We start from the raw sequence: 17,383 nt of genomic DNA on the forward strand, positions 1-17,383 counted from the left end.
GGCGCGGGCGAGCCGTGCCGGAAGAGGCGTCGTAAATGGATGGGTGGTGTCGCAAACAGGGGAGTGATGGCATGACCGTGGCGTCTCGTGAATCGAGAACTCCCAGCTGGGATCCTCTCGACAAAGGACGCGTTGGATGACGGTAACGCCTACGGCAGCGCCGTTTCGGCAGCTGCAACTGCGGAAATACGTTGGCTGGCGGCTATCGTCAAGTCCGGCGGCCCCGCCATCCCGGCGGAAGACCCGTCCCGCCTCGCGGCAGCGACCCTCGTTGCTGCCACAGCAACAGCGGGGGCGTCGTGTTCCCCCGCCAGGCGACTTGAAAGGCTGTGATCCCGTGTCCTCGTGAGCGGCGGGATCACCGCTGGGTCGTCATTGATCCTTCTTCGGGCCCATGTGGTGCGGGACTTCCGTCTTCGGTCCACCGCCGTAATGGTGGCTGCCGCCAGAGCCGCTGGTCGACCCGCCGGAGCTCTCCTTCTTGCCCATGTGATGCGGGACTTCGGTCTTGGGCCCGCCGGAATAGTGGTGGCCGTTCTTTTCGTCGGTCGTGCTTGTCGTGCTCGTCTGCGCCACGGCGGGCAACGCGACGAACGACATGATCGCGGCGACGGCGATCAGCTTGCGGTGACTCATTTTGGTTTCTCCTGTTTGATCTTGTCGAGTTGGTGTCAATCAAGTCCCGATGGCTTGACTGAGCCGCAACCAAACCCGGAGCGAGACTGTCCAGGTTGAGCAAGATCAAGCGTCGGCGCGCATGCTTGCGTGCGCCGATGCGCGGATCGTCGAGTTGCAGCGGGCGACGCGAAGTGTCGATCTTCTTACAGAGAAAAATTTTCGCCGACCGCACGAAATCGATGGCTTCATGGCGTGTCCTCGTTCACACGGCAGCGCCGACAAGAGGCGTTGCTGGGAAGTTGACGCTGCCGACCGAATGCCCCGAGGACGAAAGGCGCCTGAATTCATTACATCGCTGGGCGACAAAAAGATTTGGCCGGTGGATCGCTCGAGTTTGATGTTCGTCAAAAGCGCATCAACGACGCGACCTAGCGTGCCGGCGCGCACAAGCGGCGAGAGCATCGCGTGCGATCGCGATCCGCGAACATCGCGCAAGAGAATGGGAAGCACGCCGTTGATTGACGAGACGATCCAGCTATCCGGCCGTCCCTTGCAAGTTGCGTTTCTCCTGCGTCGCCGGCTCTGGGAGACGATCACGGTCAGATCAGTGTTGGCAAAACCGCTGCGCGACGTCCGGCTGGATCTGTTTCGCGGCCTGGCAAACTGGCTGATCTTCCTCGGACACATTCCGGATTCGGTGCTCGCCTGGTTCACGACGCGAAACTACGGCTTCAGTGACGGCGCCGATCTGTTTGTGCTGATCTCCGGCTACACTGCGACCTTCGTGTTCGGCACGATGATGGTGGAGCGTGGCTTCATCGTCGGAGCAACCCGGCTGCTGCGGCGGGTGTGGCAACTCTATGTCGCCCACCTGCTGTTGTTCCTGGTCTATCTCACGGCCGTGCACTACATCGCGCACAGCTTTGACGATCTTCATTTGATGGATCAGTTCAACGTCGCGCCCTTGATGAGCTTTCCCGTCGAGACGCTCTCCCAGGGCCTGATACTCAAGTTCAAGCCGCTCAATCTCGACGTTCTGCCGCTCTATATCGTGCTGATGGCAGCGTTTCCCGTCGTGCTCTGGTTCATGCTGCGATGGCGCAACGCGGCGATGATCGGCTCGCTCGGTCTCTATCTGGCGGCCCGCCATTACGGCTCGAACCTGCCGTCCTATCCGACCGGGGTCTGGTATTTCAATCCGTTCGCCTGGCAGTTGCTGTTCGTATTCGGAGCCTGGCTGGCACTGGGAGGAGCGGCGGCAAGCCGCTGGCTGCTGTCGTCCCGCACGCTGCTTGTCCTGTGCTGCGGTTTCCTGCTCTTCGCACTCGTGATGACGCTGGCTGAACGAATCCCGGGACTGCGGGACTACGTTCCTGACGGTCTGGCCGCTATCTTTATCCCGAACGACAAGACCAATCTGGGCCCATATCGCATTCTCCATCTGGCGAGCCTGGTGTTCGTCGTCGTCCTGCTCGTTCCGATCGACTGGCCCGGCCTGAAGTCGCCCTTCCTCCAGCCCTTGATCAGATGCGGCCAGCAGTCGCTGTCCGTGTTCTGCGTCGGGCTCTTTCTGTCGTTCGTCGCGCATTTCGTGCTCGAGTCCGGATCTGAGGGAGTCTGGGCCCAGCTACTGGTCGGCGCCGCGGGCCTCTGGATCATGACGATCGTCGCCTACTACCGAACGTGGTCGAAGGGCGTCGACAGGAGCCGTTCGGCCGGCGAGGAGACGGGCGGATGATAACGTCAGAGCTGATCTTCACCGAAGAAACCCAGAGTATCATTCTGCACGGTCTGCACTGGACGGCGTCGACCATTGAGCTGCTCGGCGTGGTGGTGATCGTCTGTGGAGTGCTTGCCGCAACGGTCTTGTCGCTGACAGAGATGCGGCACGGCGCTCCCGCCGATGCATTTCGTTCCTATCGCGCCAATCTTGGTCGCGGCATCCTGCTTGGTCTCGAGTTTCTGATCGCCGCCGACATCATCGGCATGGTCGCGATCGTGCCGTCGTTCGACCGGCTTGGCATCCTGGCGCTGATCATCGTGATCCGCACCTTCCTGAGCTTCTCGCTCCAGATCGAGATCGAGGGGCGATGGCCGTGGCGAAGGCATGACAGTGAGGTGCCGGATGCGGGACACGGCGGCCTTTGACACATCTGCGCGTAAGAGTTGGCGGCGCTTCGCGTCTATATCACCTGACCCTCGCTGCCCTCATCGTCGACCTCGATGAGCAGACGACCATCCAAATCAAACCCTGGAGAATGACCATGAACTGTCCGAAAAAGTTTGTCGTGAGTGCAGCAGCCCTTGTCGTCCTCGTGCTGAGTCCGGGTGGACTACCGTCGGCGGTCGCCGCATCCGATCTCACGCGGGTTGCGATGATGGATGACGACAAGATGCCGAAGAAGCCCGACCCGTCGGATTCCGGCAGCGGCATGAACATGGGCCAGCCGGCAGGTCAGTCGCAGAACATGAGTGGCGGCCGGATGAGCGATGACAAGATGAAGATGCCGCCGCAGGGCCAGATGCGGGACTGCCAGGGCGGCGGTTGCCAGGACAATTCCGGCATGATGCCGATGATGCAGATGATGGAGAAGATGATGCGCGGTCAGATGAGTCCGTCTGGCGGCAGCGGAGCGATGAGCGGCCCGGCTGATGTGACCGAGCGGCTCGAGGGGCGGATCGCGTTTCTGAAGGCGGAGTTGCAGATCGGCGACAAGCAGGCAGCCGATTGGAATAACGTGGCAGATGCCCTGCGGTCGAGCCGGCAGCACCTGCTGGATGCGCGCAAGATGCTCGCAATGGACGACAGGCTGGGAAGCGCCGACCGTCTGGAGCATTACGAGCGGCACCTGTCCGAGCGCCTGGAGGCCCTCAAGGCGGCTCGCGTGGCCTTCACGCGGCTCTATGCGTCGTTGAACGAGAGCCAGAAGCAGACCGCAGACACGATCCTGCTGCCTCTGATTGCGTCATTCTGAGCGCTGGAAGCGAGTGCGGGATCATGTTCGGTCTGCTGCTTCGACGTCGCCCCGCCCTGGCTGCGCTCGTCGTCCTGGCGAGCCAGCTCGCGGCGAATGCCGCGCCTGTATCGGACACCGGCCGCGGCGTGGCGCACGGGGCCGGTCAGTTCGCTCAACGCCGGGAGCTGGCGCAGGCAGCCGATGACCACGCGGCGCATCATCCCGCCGCATCCGGCTCCGCCGGCGATGCGGCGTCGCAGCCGGGCGGAGATCCGAGCGACCGCCATGCGGCCGGCGCGCCGTCCAGCGGTGCCACGCCAGGGATGATGGGTGGCATGGACGGCATGATGGGCCGGCCGCGCAAGGAGTATTACCCGGCACTGATGGAGATGCCGTTGCTGTCCGCCGAACAGCGGAGCAATCTGGAGGGCCAGGCGCGCGAGCGGATCAGCGCGGAGGCCGATCGCCTGGCGGGTGCCGAAATGGACCTGCGGCACGCCGTCGCTGGAGGCGATATCGCTGCCGCGGATCAGGCGGCGCGTCGGCTTCGCGAATCCCTGAACGCCGTCCAGAGTGGCGTGGTTGCGCTGCATTCGCTGCACGAGGGCAAGTCGCCGCAGCAAATCGCACAGGCCTGGTTCAAATCGCAGATGAACCTCCTGCCTCAGCGAGACGCCGTGGATGCCGATGCCGGCGCGCCGGGAATCTCCTGGTTTCACGTCACGACCATGGCACTGCTGGCGCTGTTCTCGTTCGCGATGCTCGCGGTCTACGTTGCGCGCATGCGCCGGGCGAACGCGCTGGTCGACCGGCTGATGCGTGCAGCGGTCGCTCCGGCGGCTGCGGAGCCGCTTGCATCCGCGCTGACCGTCGGCTCGCCGGTCGACAAGGCCGAGTCGACATTGTCCCAGGAGGCAAATCGCCGTCCGCGGCCGGTCGAACCGAGCCGCTCCTGGAAGGGCAAATTAAGGGTCTGCGCGATCTATCAGGAGACGCCGAATGTGAAGACCTTCCGTCTGCAGGCACCGGACGGCGGCGCGATTCCGTTTGCGTTCCTGCCGGGGCAGTTCCTGACCTATGCCATCGAGATCGACGGAAAGGCCGTCAGGCGTTCCTACACGATCGCGTCGTCCGCCGCCCAGACCGCCTATGTCGAGACCACGATCAAGCGCGAAGACGGCGGGCTTCTGTCCGACTACATGCACGGCCATCTGAAGGAGGGAGACCTCATCGAGGTTACAGGCCCCTCCGGCGCCTTTACGTTCACCGGCGTGGAAGCCGACAGCGTCGTCCTGATCGGTGGCGGGGTTGGCATCACGCCGCTGATGGCGGCGATCCGGTATCTCTCGGATATCGCATGGCCCGGCCAGATCTACCTCGTCTATGGCGCGCAGACGACCGAGCAATTCATCTTCCGGGACGAGCTGGAATATCTGCAGCGCAGGATGAACAATCTGCACGTCGCGGCCACGATGGTGCGGGCCGCAGGCACGTCGTGGATGGGAAGCGAGGGGCAGATCACGGCCGAGTTCCTGACGCAGGCTGTGCCTGATCTCGCCGGACGACGCGTTCACTTGTGCGGTCCGCCCGGAATGATGGACGCGCTCAGGAAGACGTTGATCGGGCTCGGTGTTCCGAACGCGCAGATCAAGGCAGAGGCCTTCGGGCCGGCCCGCGGCGCTGTCCCACCTCCCGGCAAGGTCGCGTCCGAAGCGCAAATGCCGGCGGCTGAGGCGAGCAATCGAGGGGCTGCAACAGTCGGTCCTGCAACGGCCACCGTTCGCTTTGCGAGTTCCGGCAAGGTCGTGGCGCTGCCTCCGGACAAGAGCCTCCTGGAGGTGGCCGAGAGCGCGGGCGTTCCGATCGACTATTCCTGTCGGGTCGGGGTCTGCGGCGTCTGCAAGACGCGTCTGCTGCAGGGACACGTCACGATGGAAGTCCAGGACGCCCTGACCGCAGACGACAAGGCGAACGGTCTGATCCTGGCCTGCCAGGCGAGATCGGTCGGCGATCTGGTCGTCGAGGCCTGACATGATGGACGGGAGACAGCGTTTGGCTGCCGACGTCGCCCTGGCGGCCCTGTTGCTGCTGGTGCCGGCGTTCCTGCTGCACTCCGACGGCCGGTTCGCGGGAAGCCTGGCTGGCTTTGTCCTTGGGGGCGGCGCGGCCGTGCTGATGGTTCTCCTCCTCGTCTATCCGATGACGAAATACAGCGTGGGTCTGAAGGCCCTGGTCACGCGATGCGTGTCGATGCCGACGCTCCTGGCGTTTCACGCCTATGCCGGAATCGCCGCAGCCTTCCTCGCGCTTCTGCATACCGGTCACAAGTTTCAAAGCCCGCTTGGGATCGCCCTGGTGACCAGCATGCTGGTCGTCGTCATCACCGGATTTGTCGGGCGGTACTACCTGCCGCAAACCGCGATGGAGCTCCGTCAGCAGCAGTCGCATCTGGCGACCTTGAGGTCGGCCTATGAGCACATTGCGGCGGCCATGCCGTCGCCCGATCGGGGGGCCCGTGACGGGTCCGCCGTGCGTGCATCGGCCTTGCAGAATGTGCCCCTGCTGCAACTCGTCGATGGCATTGCCGACCTCGAATCGGCGATCGGATCGAGCGAAGCGATCAAGAAGATCTTCCTGCAGTGGGTCGGGCTGCACGTCATGGCAGCGATCGTCATGTATGGGCTGCTCGCGGTGCATGTGGCGACCGAGGTTTATTACGGGCTGCGGTGGCTCGCGTGACGATCAGGGGCGTGCTCTACGCCGTGATCGCGACACTGGCTGTCGCAAGCGTGGCCGTCGTGTCGATCGCTCTGTATCGGGGCGGCTCCGAGGTCGTTCCAGGGTGGGCAAGGTTTGTGACACCCGGGCCATTGTCCGGGAAGCATGCGTTTCTATCCGACAGATGCGAGAGCTGCCATATGCCGACCAGGGGCGTCGAAGCAGCGGCCTGCATCTCCTGTCATGCGCCTTCCGCCGGGGATCTCGCCAAGCAGTCGACGGCGTTTCACGCCACGGCAGGCGGTCAATGTTCCGGCTGTCATCTCGAGCACATGGGTGGACTGCGGCCGATCAGGATGGACCACGCATCGCTGCTTCAAATCGCGACGTCCGCCTCCGGCAGGACGTTGTTCGACCGGGCTGCGGCCGATCAGCTGACGGCCGACCTGAAGGAGTTTCTCGGCCTGCCAAAGTCAGACCGGCGGGAAAGGGCAGGGCTCGATTGCGCCAGCTGCCACAGCAATCGGGAGCCGCATCGCGAATTGTTTGGACGGAACTGCGCGGAGTGCCATGGGCTCGCGTCCTGGAAAATCGTCGGTTTCCTGCACCCCTCGCCAACGTCAAGGGACTGCGCCCAATGTCATCAGGCGCCGCCGAGCCACTACATGGGCCATTTCGTCATGATGGATCGGATGATCACGGGGCAGGAGCACGCATCGGTCGATCAGTGCTTTCTGTGTCACAAGACCGACTCGTTCAACGACATTAAAGGCGTCGGTTGGATGAAGCATCACTGACCAGTCCGGTCGTGCGACGGAGAAGGGTGTTGCACATTACAGCATGCCGCGAAAAAAAATATGAGGCCCATTTCGCGCAGCATCGTGCGGCCGGATAGGGCGCCGGACCTTGAAATTGTGCGGGGGTGCACGACGCGCGTCATAGCTCTTCGACTGACTATGTCGCGTGTGTCGTTTTCTGTTGGCCGTCCCTGCAACCAGAGCTATATGTTCCGGGTCGAGGCAGTGGGTGCGCAGATGATTGGCTTGAGAAAGCCAAGGCGAAAATGGTGGGGATGGCTTGTTGCCATCGCTTATCTGCTTGCGTCGATGACGCCGTCCCTCGCGATCTCGACCGTTCTCGACGCATCGATTCAATGCGAGCATCAGGCCGATCAGCCCGCGCATACTCATACGCATGAGCACGATGAAGGTGCGGGATCGGCGGTGCATTCGCATGACGTTGCGATGGCTGGGGATTGCGACGACGACCAGGACCGGCCCGGCGACCGGCATGCCACCTGCTGCGGCTCGGTGCTGTGCTTCAGCGCCGTGTCGCCACAAGCGCCCGCGATTGCGGAGCTTGTCGTGCCGCACGCGCGCTGTGAAGCACAGCCTGATGTGATCTGTGACGCGGGTGCGTTCCGTCGTCACTACCGGCCCCCCATCGCCTGACATAGCCCCCGAAGATCGAACTGCGTCGCTCCAGGTTTGAGCGCGGATTGGCACGTCTGCGAGGAGCGCTATGCCCCAGCGGATGATGGCCGGTGCACGCCAAGTCGTTCCACGCGGCGGAGCGACAGGACCGGTCTCGGTCGTTGTTCGCGCGCGCCGCGCGTTGGGCGCAAGAACACCGACATAGCGATCATCGGCTTGCGGAAGGCGAGGTCATCGCGTGAGCGCCGCTGGAGCGGCGATCTCTCGCGACCCTTGTTCGAGGGCTGCTCAATCCGCGGATCGCTGTCGTGCCCCATTCGACGCGCTCCCGCTTCAAAGCGATCTACCGAATGTCATTGCAAGGACGATGCGTCATGAAACCGCCGAACGAGAGTCTACAGGCGCGGGCAGCCGGCTCCCCGGATGTGCAGGACGCAGTCGTTCGTGCCGCTCTCGTCACTAGTTACGATCGCCTCCGCAGCTATCTTCAGCGACGCTTTGGCGGGAGGGCGGAAGCGGAGGAGGTGCTCCAGGCGTTCATGTTGCGCGCGCTGGAGCGGTCCGGCGACATTCGTGATGCGGATTCGATTCGAGGCTGGTTGAGCAGGGTCCTGGCGACCACCATCGCCGACTTTCACCGTCAGATGTCAAAGAGCAGAACGCGGGAGATGCCGTTCCCGCGTGAGCTCAACGATCGTCTTGCAGCCAGCGAGGATGCCACCGCGAATGCCGCGGTCTGCGAGTGCCTTTACACCCATCTGTCCCTCCTGAAGCCAGAGCATGCCGATGTGATCAGAAGGGTGGACCTCGGCGGTGAACCGCGGGAGCTGGTCGCAGCCGATCTGGGCGTGACCGTCAACAACCTGACCGTTCGCCTTCATCGCGCGCGACACGCCCTGAAGGAGCGTCTCGAGCAGACCTGCGTTGTGTGTCTGGAGGAGAGCTTCTGGGAATGCCGCTGCGCCGACAGCCGAGGTCCGACCTAGCCGGCCTCGCGGCGGCGGCTTTCGGCGCTGCTGCGCTGGGCGAGCCGGCTGCGATGCAGTGCGAACAGCTCCAGCACCTTGTCGGCCGGCTTCGCTGCGCTGAACAGATAGCCCTGCATCTCGGAGCAGCCGAGTGTGCGGAGCAAGCGCTGCTGCTCCTCGGTCTCGACGCCCTCGGCGGTGGTGGTCATGCGGCGGGCGGTTGCCAGGTTGACGACGGCCTGGACGATGCTGGCGGAGCCGTCGGGGCCGGCGATATCGTTGACGAAGCAGCGGTCGATCTTGATCTTGTCGAACGGGAAGCGGTGCAGGTAGCTCAGCGAGGAGTAGCCGGTGCCGAAATCGTCGAGCGCGATGCGCACGCCGATGGCGCGGAGCTGATGCAGGATCGCCAGCGCGGTGTCGTCGTCGCGGATCAGCACGGCCTCGGTGATCTCGAGCTCGAGCCGGCTTGCCGGCAGGTTGGAGGCGGCAAGCGCCGCCATGATCTTCAGCGCCAGCGTTCCGCTCTTGAACTGCACCGGCGAGACGTTGACGGCGAGACGGATGTCGTCGGGCCATGTGGCCGCGTCGCGGCAGGCGGTCGCCAGCACCCATTCGCCGATCTCGTTGATCAGGCCGGTGTCTTCCGCGATCGGGATGAACTCGGCCGGCGAGACCATGCCGCGCTCGGGATGGCGCCAGCGCACCAGCGCCTCGCAGCCGGTGATGCGGTCGTCCTTCAGGCTGAGGCAGGGTTGGTAATAGACCTCGAGGCCGCCATCGAGTCCGCCTTGGGCGATGGCGTGGCGCAGGTCGATCTCGAGCTGTCGCCGCTCGCGGACCTTGGCATCCATCTCGGGCTCGAAGAAGCGATAGGTGCGGCGTCCGGCGGATTTGGCGGCGTACATCGCCATATCAGCGTTCTTCAGGATCTGGTCCAGCGCGGTGCCGTGCCCCGGCGCCAGCGCGATGCCGATGCTGGCGTCGGTGGTGAGATGATGGCCCATGCAGTCGAAGGGCGTGCGGATGGCCTGGAAGACCCGGGCGACGAGATCGGTGACCTGCTCCGGCGACGTGACCGCGCGCTGCACGATGGCAAATTCGTCGCCACCGAGCCGTGCCACAAAGTCGCCTGCGCCCGCGCAGAAGCTGAGCTTCGCCGCGACCGACTTCAGGAGTTCGTCGCCGACGAGATGGCCGAGCGCGTCGTTGACACCCTTGAACTCGTCGATGTCGATGTAGTGCACCGCGATCTCTTCACCGTCGGCGATGGCGGCCAGTTCCTGCCGCAGATGCTCGTGGAACATGGTGCGGTTGGGCAGGTCGGTCAGCGCGTCGTAATGGGCGAGGTGGGTGATGCGCTCCTCGATGCGCCGGCGCTCGGTGATGTCCTCGTGCGTCGCCACCCAGCCGCCGTCCGCGAGCGGCTCGTTGAGGATCTGGATCGAGCGTCCGTCCGAGGTGTCGACCACCATGGAGTTGCGCGCGTGGATGTCGTGCAGCACGCGCGCGACATAGTCGTCGACGTCGCCGGTGAACGAGCCGGTCGCCCTGCGGTGGGCGATGATGTCGTAGAAGCTGCAGCCGGGCTTCACCACCTCGGGCGACAGGCTGTACATCTCGATATAGCGTTCGTTGCACACCACGAGCCGTTGCTCGGCGTCGAACAGCAGCAGGCCCTGGGTCATGTTGTTGACGGCGCGGTCGAGGCGCTGCTTCTCCAGCGTCAGCCGTTCCCGCGAGAGGCGGTGCTGCTCCAGGAGCTTGCGCACGATCGCGATCAGCACGCCGGCGATGGCGAGCGCGGAAGAGGCGGCGACCGAGATCAGGATGCCGATCTGCTCACGCCAGTCCGTCAGGGCCGCCGCGCGCGTCGTGGTGGCCATCATCAGGATCGGGAAGTGGGGCAGCGCATGCGAGGAGATCAGCCGGTCCTCACCGTCGACGGGGCTGACGAAGCGTCCGGCAAAATGATCGAGACCGAAGACCCTCTGCTGCGCGAACGGGCCGTTCCTGAAATTCCGCCCCATCAAGTCCTCGGAGTGCGGGTAGCGGGCCAGCAGCGTGCCGTCCCGATGCAGCATCGAGATCGTCGCTCCTTCGCCGAGCACGACGGACTCGAAGAACTTCTCGAAATTGGCCGGCTCGATGCCGCGTCCAACCAAGCCCATGAACTCGCCGTTCGGTCCCACGATCTTGCGCACGATCAGGATGGTCCAGGCGCCCGAAATGCGGCTATGCAGCGGCTCGATCAGGACGTCGGGCGCATCGGGATCGTATCGGAAGGTGCGGAAATAGGCGCGATCGGCGACGTTGACCTTCGGAGCCGGCCACGCCGTCGACGAGTTGATCAAATTGCCTTCGGCATCGATGACGTTGACGCCGCCCATGTAGGGAAGCGCCTCGATCTTCGAGCGCAGCAGACGGTGGATGTCCTGCCCGGAAAGGCGCTTGCGATAGTCTTCCGCGCTGGCAATGCCGATCGCGCGAACGTGGTCGACGAAATCCTTCTGGATGACCGCGAAATCCTGCAATTGCTGATCGAAATGATGGGCGAGCATCAGCACGGTGTTTTCCAGCTCGCGGCCGGAGTTGCGCAGCGCACGCTCGCGGAAGTTCTGAGCCATCAGAACCGCGCCGACGGCGATCGCGGCGATCAGGAGCGTGCCGCCCACGACCAGCCAGCGGATCGGTCCGCTGCGCACGAAGGTCTGGTCAAGGAGGCGACTGCCGTATTTCGTCATCATGTCGATAGTTGCCGTGCACACGCCAGGATCAGTTCTTGATCCTCAAAACATCCGTCGGTTTACGGGAACGGTGTGGAGGCGAAGTTAGGAATCGCGGTTAACGCGATGTGAATGGCCGCACACAAAAGCAATCGATGCGCGGGATGCGAAAGGAGATGCAAGACGTGCAGGAATTGCCGCGAGGCTCCTGCGATGCCGGTCAATTTCTGCCGGCCCTGCGACGATCAACCAGGGCTTAACCATCTAACATGCTGGCGATCCTCAAGGTCACATTGGCACGTGATTTGCGAACACACATGCCAACGACACAGAGAGGACGCCACGATGAAGAACGCTTTGAAGAACACCTTGAAGAACTTCCTCGCCGACGAACGCGGCGCGACCGCGATCGAATACGGCCTGATTGCCGCCGGCATCGCGCTTGCGATCATCACCGTCGTGAACGGCATGGGCAGCAGGCTCAGCGCGAAATTCGGATCGATCAGCACGTCGCTGAAGTAGCGACGGGATCAGGCGCGGTAATGGCCTGACTTGCCGCCGAGCTTCTCGACGAGATGGATGCCCTCGATCCGCACGCCGCGCTCGACCGCCTTGATCATGTCGTAGATGGTGAGGCAGGCGACCGACACGGCCGTGAGCGCCTCCATCTCGACTCCGGTCGGGCCCGTCACCTTCACGCTGGCGCGGACGTGGCAGCCGGGCAGCTTCGGGTCCGGCGCGATGTCGACCGTGACTTTCGACAGTGCGAGCGGATGGCAGAGCGGGATCAGCTCCGAGGTGCGTTTGGCGGCCATGATGCCGGCGATGCGCGCGGTGCCGAGCACGTCGCCCTTCTTGGCGTTGCCCGAGACGATCAGGTCCAGCGTCGCCCTGGTCATGAGAACGCGGCCTTCCGCGACCGCAAGCCGTTCGGTCGCAGGCTTGTCCGAGACGTCCACCATGCGCGCCTCGCCGGAGGCGCCGATATGGGTGAGGGCAGGGCCGGCCTTGGTCTTGGCGGGCTTCGTCCTGGTAGGCCTCGTCTTGGTAGGCCTCGTTTTGGCCGGCTTGCGCGCCATGTCAGCGCGTACCGGTCGCGCGGGCCGTCGTCTCGCGCGCGAGCAGCGTACGCGTGGCGGCGGTCACATCAGCCTGTCGCATCAGGCTCTCGCCCACCAGGAAGGTCGACATGCCGACGCGCTCGAGCCGGGCGAGGTCGGCGGGCGTGAAGATGCCGCTCTCGCCGACCATGAGCCGGTCCCCGGGGATCAACGGCGCCAATGTTTCGCTGGTCGCGAGCGTGGTCTCGAAGGTGCGCAGGTTGCGGTTGTTGACGCCGATCATCGGCGAGCGAAGCTTGAGCGCGCGGTCGAGCTCGGCACGGTCATGGATCTCGATCAGCACATCCATGCCATGGGCGATCGCCGCGTCTTCCAGGTCCCTGGCGGTGGCGTCGTCGAGCGCGGCCATGATGATCAGGATGCAGTCGGCGCCATGCGCGCGGGCCTCGACCACCTGGTAGGTGTCGAACAGGAAATCCTTGCGCAGCACCGGCAGTGCCGTCGCCGCACGCGCGGCCACCATGAAGTCGAGATGGCCCTGGAACGACGGCGTGTCGGTCAGCACCGAGAGGCAGGCGGCGCCGCCGGCCTCATAGGCCCTGGCAAGCTGCGGCGGATCGAAATCGGCGCGGATCAGCCCCTTCGAGGGCGAGGCCTTCTTGACCTCGGCGATCAGCGCGAAGTCGCCATTGGCGTGCTTGGCCCTGATCGCGCGCACGAAACCGCGCGGCGCGCCTTGCGCCTTGGCCCTTGCTTCGACGACGGAGAGCGGCTGCGCGCGCTTGGCCGCCGCGATCTCCTCGCGCTTGTACGTCTCGATCTTGGTCAGGATGTCCGACATGTCAGGCTCAGCCGTTGGAGACCGCGATCAGATGCTTCAGCCGCGCGTTCGCCGCGCCGCTGTCGAGCGATTTCGTGCCGATTGCGACGCCCTCCTTGAGGTCCTTGGCCCGTCCGGCCACGACCAGCGCGGCGGCCGCGTTCATCAATGCCACGTCGCGGTAGGGGCTCGGCTTGCCGCTGAGCACGCTTTGCAGCGCAATCGCATTGGCGTCGGCGTCACCGCCTTTGAGCGCACCGGGCTCGCAGCGCGGCAGCCCCGCTTCCTCCGGCGTCACCTCGAAGTTCCTGATCTCGCCATTGTGGAGCGAGGACACGAAAGTCGGACCGGTGAGCGTGACTTCGTCGAGACCGTCGGAGCCGTGCACCACCCAGGCGGATTCAGAGCCGAGGTTCTTGAGCACCTGCGCCAGCGGCTGCACCCATTGCCGCGAAAACACGCCGACCATCTGCCGCTTCACGCCGGCCGGGTTGGACAGCGGGCCGAGCAGATTGAAGATCGTACGGGTTGCCAGCTCGACCCGGGTCGGGCCGACATTCTTCATGGCCGGATGGTGGGCAGGGGCGAACATGAAGCCGATGCCGCATTCGCGCACGCAGCGCCCGACCTGCTCTGGCCTGATGTCGATCTTCACCCCGAGCGAAACCAGCACGTCGGCGGCTCCCGAGCGCGAGGACAGTGCGCGGTTGCCGTGCTTGGCCACCGGCACGCCGGCGCCTGCAACGATGAAGGAGGCGCAGGTCGAGACGTTGACCGAGCCGGAGCCGTCGCCGCCGGTGCCGACGATGTCGATGGCATCAGGCGGTGCCGTCACGGTCAGCATCTTGGAGCGCATCGCTGCGACTGCGCCGGTGATCTCGTCCACGGTCTCGCCGCGCACCCGCAGCGCCATCAAGAGGCCGCCCATCTGCGAGGGCGTCGCCTCGCCCGACATCATGGCATCGAAGGCGGAAGCCGCTTCGTCACGCGACAGGCTGGCGCCGGTCGCCACTTTTCCAATGATCGATTTCAGGTCGTCCATCGCGTGCTTTCAACTCACTGGTTCGCGCCGGTCACCTGCGCGAAGGCGGCCTGATTAATGGTGGTCCCGATGTCGGTTTGAAGCTTGTTGACGTAGGACGCGACCTGCTCCTCGGTCTGCGCCCGGTCGAGGCTGTCCTTCAGCTTCTTGACCGCGTCGGAGGCGGCGTCGACCGTGGGGGCGACGATGTCGGTGACGCGGAACACGATCACTTCGCTGCCGCCGCTCACCGGCGTCTGTCCGACGCCGTCCTTGGCGGTGCGGAAGGCGGCCGCCACGACGGTGCCGGGCACGCTGGCCGGGGAGTCGTCGCGCTTGAAGCCGGTCGCGCTCTCGACCTTGGCACCGATCGCAGTGGCTTCATCGGCGAGCTTGCCGCCCGCTTCGAGCTTCTGCGCCATCTCGGTCGCCTTGGCCTTCAGCTTGGTCGCGATCTGGTCCTGGCGCCAGCGCGCCTCGACCTGGTCACGGACCTCGTCGAGATTGCGGTCGCGCGAGGGCGTGACGGCAAGCACGTCGTACCAGACATAGCCGCCCTTGAACGAGATCGAGTCGTTGTCGACGCCGACGTCGGTGTTGAAGGCCTGCGACACCACGTCGAGGCCCTGCGGGATGTTGGCGACGGGCTGGCCGTTCGGCGCGCGGCCGGAGCGGTCGACGGCGTCGATGGTCACGGCTGACAGCCCGAGCTTCTGTGCCGCATCGATCACGCTGGAGCCGCCGCCGCGCTCGTCTTCCATCTTGTCGCGGAGATCGGCGACCTTGACGCGCGCGCGCTCGGTGGCGATCTCGCGCTTGATGTCACTGGCGAGGCTGGCGTAGTTCGCCTCGACGCCCGGCTCGATCTTGTCGACCTTGACGATCGCGGTGCCGAGACGGCCCTGGATCGGCTGGCTGATTTCACCTGCGGGGAGGGCGAACGCGGCATCGCCAACCGCCGGGTCGAGCGAGGATTTGGTCACGAGCCCGAGGTCGACGTCGGAGGCGCTCAGTCCGCGCTCCTTGCCGAGATCCTCGAACGACATTCCGCCGGCGAGGCGCTGGCGCGCGGTCGCAGCTTCGGCCGCGTTGGGGAACACGATCTGGTGGATCTGGCGCTTCTCCGGCGTGCCGAGCCGGTCCTTGCGCTGGTCGAACAGTTTCTTCGCGTCCTCGTCGGACACATCGGTCCATTTGCCGATCTCTTCCGGCGAGATCACGACGAAGGCGATCTTGCGGTACTCGGGCGCGCGGAACTGGACCTTGTGATCCTCGAAATAAGCGGCGAGCGCCTCGGGCGAGGGCGCATCGATGGTGCCTGCCTGGGCTGCGTCGAGCCTGACGAATTCGATGGCGCGCTGCTCGTTCTGGAAGCGCGTCAGCACGTCGACCATGGCCTTGGGCGGCTCGAGGCCGGCACCGATCGTGCCGGTGATCTGCCGGCGCAGCGACACCTTGCGCTGTTCGGCGACGTAGCGCTGCTCGGTGTAGCCGAAGTTGCGGATCACGGCCTGGAAGCGGTTCGGGTCGAAGCTGCCGCCGACGCCCTTGAAGTTGGGGTCGTTCATGATGACCTGACGGATCTGGTCGTCGGACTGGCCGAGCCCGAGCCGGCGTGCCTCTTCGTCGAGGGCGGCTTCCGCGATCGTCTGCTGGAGCACCTGGCGGTCGAGGCCGAAGGCGCGCGCCTGATCGGGGGTCAGCGGACGGCCGAACTGGCGGCTGATCTGTTGCAGGCGGTCCGTATAGATCTGGCGGAACTCGTTCACCGAAATCTCGGTGCGGCCGATCTTGGCCACCGTGGACTGGCCGAAGCCCTTGAAGATGTCGGCGATGCCCCAAATGCCGAAACTGACGATCAACACGCCCATCACTACGGCCATAATGGTCTTGCCGAGCCAGTTTGATGAGGCCTTGCGCATTCCTCGAAGCATTTGGTCCAACTTGTTTGGCAGGAGGGGAACGGGAGCGCGTCTTAATGCAGATTCCGCAAAAGCGCGTCACCAAATTGATCAATCATCATAAAGTGGCGGCTTTCCCCCCGCAACCTCAGGTCACGCGGCCTCGCGAAGCTGCGGTTAAGGGCCCCAAAGCGATTTCCAGCGAAGTGGACCCCGGTTCGCGTCAGGAAAACGCGTCAAAACAAGAATCTGGAACTGCCGCAGCAGCTCTGCTAGCGCTGCACAAACCTCATTTTGCTGGAAGTTGACATGACCGACGCCATCCGACCGCTGATCGCCGGCAACTGGAAAATGAACGGCCTGAAGGGCTCGTCTGCCGAATTCGACGCCATGCTCAATGGCGCGGCAGATGTGGCCGCCAAGGCCGATCTGCTGGTCTGCCCGCCGGTGACCCTGATCGCGGCCTTTGCCGACAAGGCGCGCGGCAAGAAGGTCGCGGTGGGGGCCCAGGATTGCCATCCCAAGGCTTCCGGCGCCCATACCGGCGATATCGCTGCCGAAATGCTGGCGGATGCGGGTGCGACCGCCATCATCGTCGGCCATTCCGAGCGCCGCGCCGACCATGGCGAGGGCGATGCTCTGGTGCGGCAGAAGGCGGAAGCCGCCTGGCGGGCCGGGGTGACGGCAATCGTCTGCATCGGCGAGACGCAGGGCCAGCGCGATGCCGGCCAGACCCTGGATGTCCTGCGCGGGCAGCTCGACGGCTCGCTGCCGGACGGCTCCACCGCCGCGAATCTGGTCGTGGCCTACGAGCCGGTCTGGGCGATCGGCACCGGCCTGACCCCCACGGCCAAGGATGTCGAACAAATTCATGGGTTTATCCGGGAAATTCTGACTTCCCGGTTCAAGGCCGACGGCGCCAGGATGCGCATCCTCTATGGCGGCTCGGTCAAGCCTTCGAACGCGGCCGAGCTGATGGCTGTGAAGAACGTCAACGGGGCGCTGGTCGGTGGTGCCAGCCTGAAAGCGGCCGATTTCCTTGCGATCGCCAAGGGCTGCCCCTAGCTAACCCAAACCGTTGGGCCGTACCCGATCGGGGGTGGCAATGCCGTTTCCGATCGTGTAACACCGCGCAACTTCAGGAAAACCCGCGAAGCGCG

The 17,383-nt window shown here is 64.6% G+C and carries 17 protein-coding genes; 11 read left to right on the top strand and 6 right to left on the bottom strand.

Going from position 1 to position 17,383, the window contains the following annotated elements; translation table 11 throughout:
• Positions 1-372: 372 nt before the first annotated feature.
• A complete protein-coding gene (locus AC1RUR_RS28445; RefSeq protein ID WP_492850187.1) occupies positions 373-636 on the bottom strand; it encodes a hypothetical protein in 264 nt (87 codons plus the stop codon).
• 496 nt (positions 637-1,132) lie between these two features.
• Here AC1RUR_RS28445 and AC1RUR_RS28450 point away from each other — a divergent pair, with 496 nt between their 5' ends.
• From AC1RUR_RS28450 to AC1RUR_RS28485, 8 genes are all read left to right on the top strand, one after another.
• Positions 1,133-2,356 (top strand): OpgC domain-containing protein, encoded by a 1,224-nt coding sequence (locus tag AC1RUR_RS28450; RefSeq protein ID WP_492850431.1) that lies wholly within the window; start codon positions 1,133-1,135, stop codon positions 2,354-2,356.
• Complete coding sequence (locus AC1RUR_RS28455; protein ID WP_492850189.1) at positions 2,353-2,766, top strand: DUF1622 domain-containing protein; 414 nt, start codon at positions 2,353-2,355, stop codon at positions 2,764-2,766. Before AC1RUR_RS28450 ends, AC1RUR_RS28455 begins: the two co-directional genes overlap by 4 nt.
• 116 nt (positions 2,767-2,882) lie before the next feature.
• A complete protein-coding gene (locus AC1RUR_RS28460; RefSeq protein ID WP_492850191.1) occupies positions 2,883-3,593 on the top strand; it encodes a Spy/CpxP family protein refolding chaperone in 711 nt (236 codons plus the stop codon).
• A gap of 23 nt (positions 3,594-3,616) precedes the next feature.
• A complete protein-coding gene (locus AC1RUR_RS28465; RefSeq protein WP_492850193.1) occupies positions 3,617-5,605 on the top strand; it encodes a 2Fe-2S iron-sulfur cluster-binding protein in 1,989 nt (662 codons plus the stop codon).
• A gap of 1 nt (position 5,606) precedes the next feature.
• Positions 5,607-6,314 (top strand): iron reductase, encoded by a 708-nt coding sequence (locus AC1RUR_RS28470; protein ID WP_492850195.1) that lies wholly within the window; start codon positions 5,607-5,609, stop codon positions 6,312-6,314.
• 179 nt (positions 6,315-6,493) lie between these two features.
• Positions 6,494-7,090: a class III cytochrome C family protein gene (locus tag AC1RUR_RS28475; RefSeq protein ID WP_492850197.1), complete on the top strand. Its 597-nt coding sequence runs from the start codon at positions 6,494-6,496 to the stop codon at positions 7,088-7,090.
• Positions 7,091-7,297: 207 nt separating this feature from the next.
• Positions 7,298-7,744: a hypothetical protein gene (locus AC1RUR_RS28480; protein WP_492850199.1), complete on the top strand. Its 447-nt coding sequence runs from the start codon at positions 7,298-7,300 to the stop codon at positions 7,742-7,744.
• A gap of 356 nt (positions 7,745-8,100) precedes the next feature.
• On the top strand, positions 8,101-8,712 hold the full coding sequence (locus AC1RUR_RS28485) for an RNA polymerase sigma factor (RefSeq protein ID WP_492850201.1): 612 nt from the start codon (positions 8,101-8,103) through the stop codon (positions 8,710-8,712).
• Here the strand turns inward: AC1RUR_RS28485 and AC1RUR_RS28490 are convergent.
• Positions 8,709-11,441, bottom strand: a complete 2,733-nt coding sequence (locus AC1RUR_RS28490) for a bifunctional diguanylate cyclase/phosphodiesterase (RefSeq protein WP_492850433.1) — start codon at positions 11,439-11,441, stop codon at positions 8,709-8,711. The two genes, AC1RUR_RS28485 and AC1RUR_RS28490, sit on opposite strands and share 4 nt — an antisense overlap.
• Before the next feature lie 324 nt (positions 11,442-11,765).
• On the opposite strand from AC1RUR_RS28490, the gene AC1RUR_RS28495 reads away from it, so the two are divergent.
• Positions 11,766-11,942 (top strand): Flp family type IVb pilin, encoded by a 177-nt coding sequence (locus AC1RUR_RS28495; protein ID WP_492850203.1) that lies wholly within the window; start codon positions 11,766-11,768, stop codon positions 11,940-11,942.
• Between the two features lie 8 nt (positions 11,943-11,950).
• On the opposite strand, the gene moaC is transcribed toward AC1RUR_RS28495, so the two are convergent.
• Genes moaC through AC1RUR_RS28515 form a run of 4 tightly spaced genes read right to left on the bottom strand, consistent with a single transcriptional unit; the run spans position 11,951 to position 16,256 of the window.
• On the bottom strand, positions 11,951-12,499 hold the full coding sequence (gene moaC / locus AC1RUR_RS28500; RefSeq protein WP_492850205.1) for a cyclic pyranopterin monophosphate synthase MoaC: 549 nt from the start codon (positions 12,497-12,499) through the stop codon (positions 11,951-11,953).
• A 1-nt stretch (position 12,500) separates the two neighbouring features.
• Positions 12,501-13,322: an indole-3-glycerol phosphate synthase TrpC gene (trpC, locus tag AC1RUR_RS28505; RefSeq protein ID WP_492850207.1), complete on the bottom strand. Its 822-nt coding sequence runs from the start codon at positions 13,320-13,322 to the stop codon at positions 12,501-12,503.
• Positions 13,323-13,329: 7 nt separating this feature from the next.
• Positions 13,330-14,343, bottom strand: coding sequence for an anthranilate phosphoribosyltransferase (gene trpD / locus AC1RUR_RS28510; protein ID WP_492850209.1), 1,014 nt, complete (start codon positions 14,341-14,343; stop codon positions 13,330-13,332).
• A gap of 14 nt (positions 14,344-14,357) precedes the next feature.
• Positions 14,358-16,256: a SurA N-terminal domain-containing protein gene (locus AC1RUR_RS28515; RefSeq protein ID WP_492850211.1), complete on the bottom strand. Its 1,899-nt coding sequence runs from the start codon at positions 16,254-16,256 to the stop codon at positions 14,358-14,360.
• Between the two features lie 44 nt (positions 16,257-16,300).
• Here AC1RUR_RS28515 and AC1RUR_RS28520 point away from each other — a divergent pair, with 44 nt between their 5' ends.
• Together AC1RUR_RS28520 and tpiA are read left to right on the top strand one after the other, a co-directional pair.
• On the top strand, positions 16,301-16,531 hold the full coding sequence (locus tag AC1RUR_RS28520) for a hypothetical protein (protein ID WP_492850213.1): 231 nt from the start codon (positions 16,301-16,303) through the stop codon (positions 16,529-16,531).
• 1 nt (position 16,532) lies between these two features.
• Positions 16,533-17,288, top strand: coding sequence for a triose-phosphate isomerase (tpiA, locus tag AC1RUR_RS28525; RefSeq protein WP_492850215.1), 756 nt, complete (start codon positions 16,533-16,535; stop codon positions 17,286-17,288).
• Positions 17,289-17,383: the final 95 nt, after the last annotated feature.

It is taken from the genome of Bradyrhizobium sp. GW821-FHT12B03, assembly GCF_058807535.1.

Coding starts and splice junctions, on each gene's coding strand:
- AC1RUR_RS28445 (WP_492850187.1), bottom strand. CDS start 636: ATGAGTCACCGCAAGCTGATCGCCGTCGCCGCGATCATGTCGTTCGTC.
- AC1RUR_RS28455 (WP_492850189.1), top strand. CDS start 2,353: ATGATAACGTCAGAGCTGATCTTCACCGAAGAAACCCAGAGTATCATT.
- AC1RUR_RS28460 (WP_492850191.1), top strand. CDS start 2,883: ATGAACTGTCCGAAAAAGTTTGTCGTGAGTGCAGCAGCCCTTGTCGTC.
- AC1RUR_RS28465 (WP_492850193.1), top strand. CDS start 3,617: ATGTTCGGTCTGCTGCTTCGACGTCGCCCCGCCCTGGCTGCGCTCGTC.
- AC1RUR_RS28470 (WP_492850195.1), top strand. CDS start 5,607: ATGATGGACGGGAGACAGCGTTTGGCTGCCGACGTCGCCCTGGCGGCC.
- AC1RUR_RS28475 (WP_492850197.1), top strand. CDS start 6,494: ATGCCGACCAGGGGCGTCGAAGCAGCGGCCTGCATCTCCTGTCATGCG.
- AC1RUR_RS28480 (WP_492850199.1), top strand. CDS start 7,298: ATGTTCCGGGTCGAGGCAGTGGGTGCGCAGATGATTGGCTTGAGAAAG.
- AC1RUR_RS28485 (WP_492850201.1), top strand. CDS start 8,101: ATGAAACCGCCGAACGAGAGTCTACAGGCGCGGGCAGCCGGCTCCCCG.
- AC1RUR_RS28490 (WP_492850433.1), bottom strand. CDS start 11,441: ATGATGACGAAATACGGCAGTCGCCTCCTTGACCAGACCTTCGTGCGC.
- AC1RUR_RS28495 (WP_492850203.1), top strand. CDS start 11,766: ATGAAGAACGCTTTGAAGAACACCTTGAAGAACTTCCTCGCCGACGAA.
- moaC (WP_492850205.1), bottom strand. CDS start 12,499: ATGGCGCGCAAGCCGGCCAAAACGAGGCCTACCAAGACGAGGCCTACC.
- trpC (WP_492850207.1), bottom strand. CDS start 13,322: ATGTCGGACATCCTGACCAAGATCGAGACGTACAAGCGCGAGGAGATC.
- trpD (WP_492850209.1), bottom strand. CDS start 14,343: ATGGACGACCTGAAATCGATCATTGGAAAAGTGGCGACCGGCGCCAGC.
- AC1RUR_RS28515 (WP_492850211.1), bottom strand. CDS start 16,256: ATGCTTCGAGGAATGCGCAAGGCCTCATCAAACTGGCTCGGCAAGACC.
- AC1RUR_RS28520 (WP_492850213.1), top strand. CDS start 16,301: ATGCAGATTCCGCAAAAGCGCGTCACCAAATTGATCAATCATCATAAA.
- tpiA (WP_492850215.1), top strand. CDS start 16,533: ATGACCGACGCCATCCGACCGCTGATCGCCGGCAACTGGAAAATGAAC.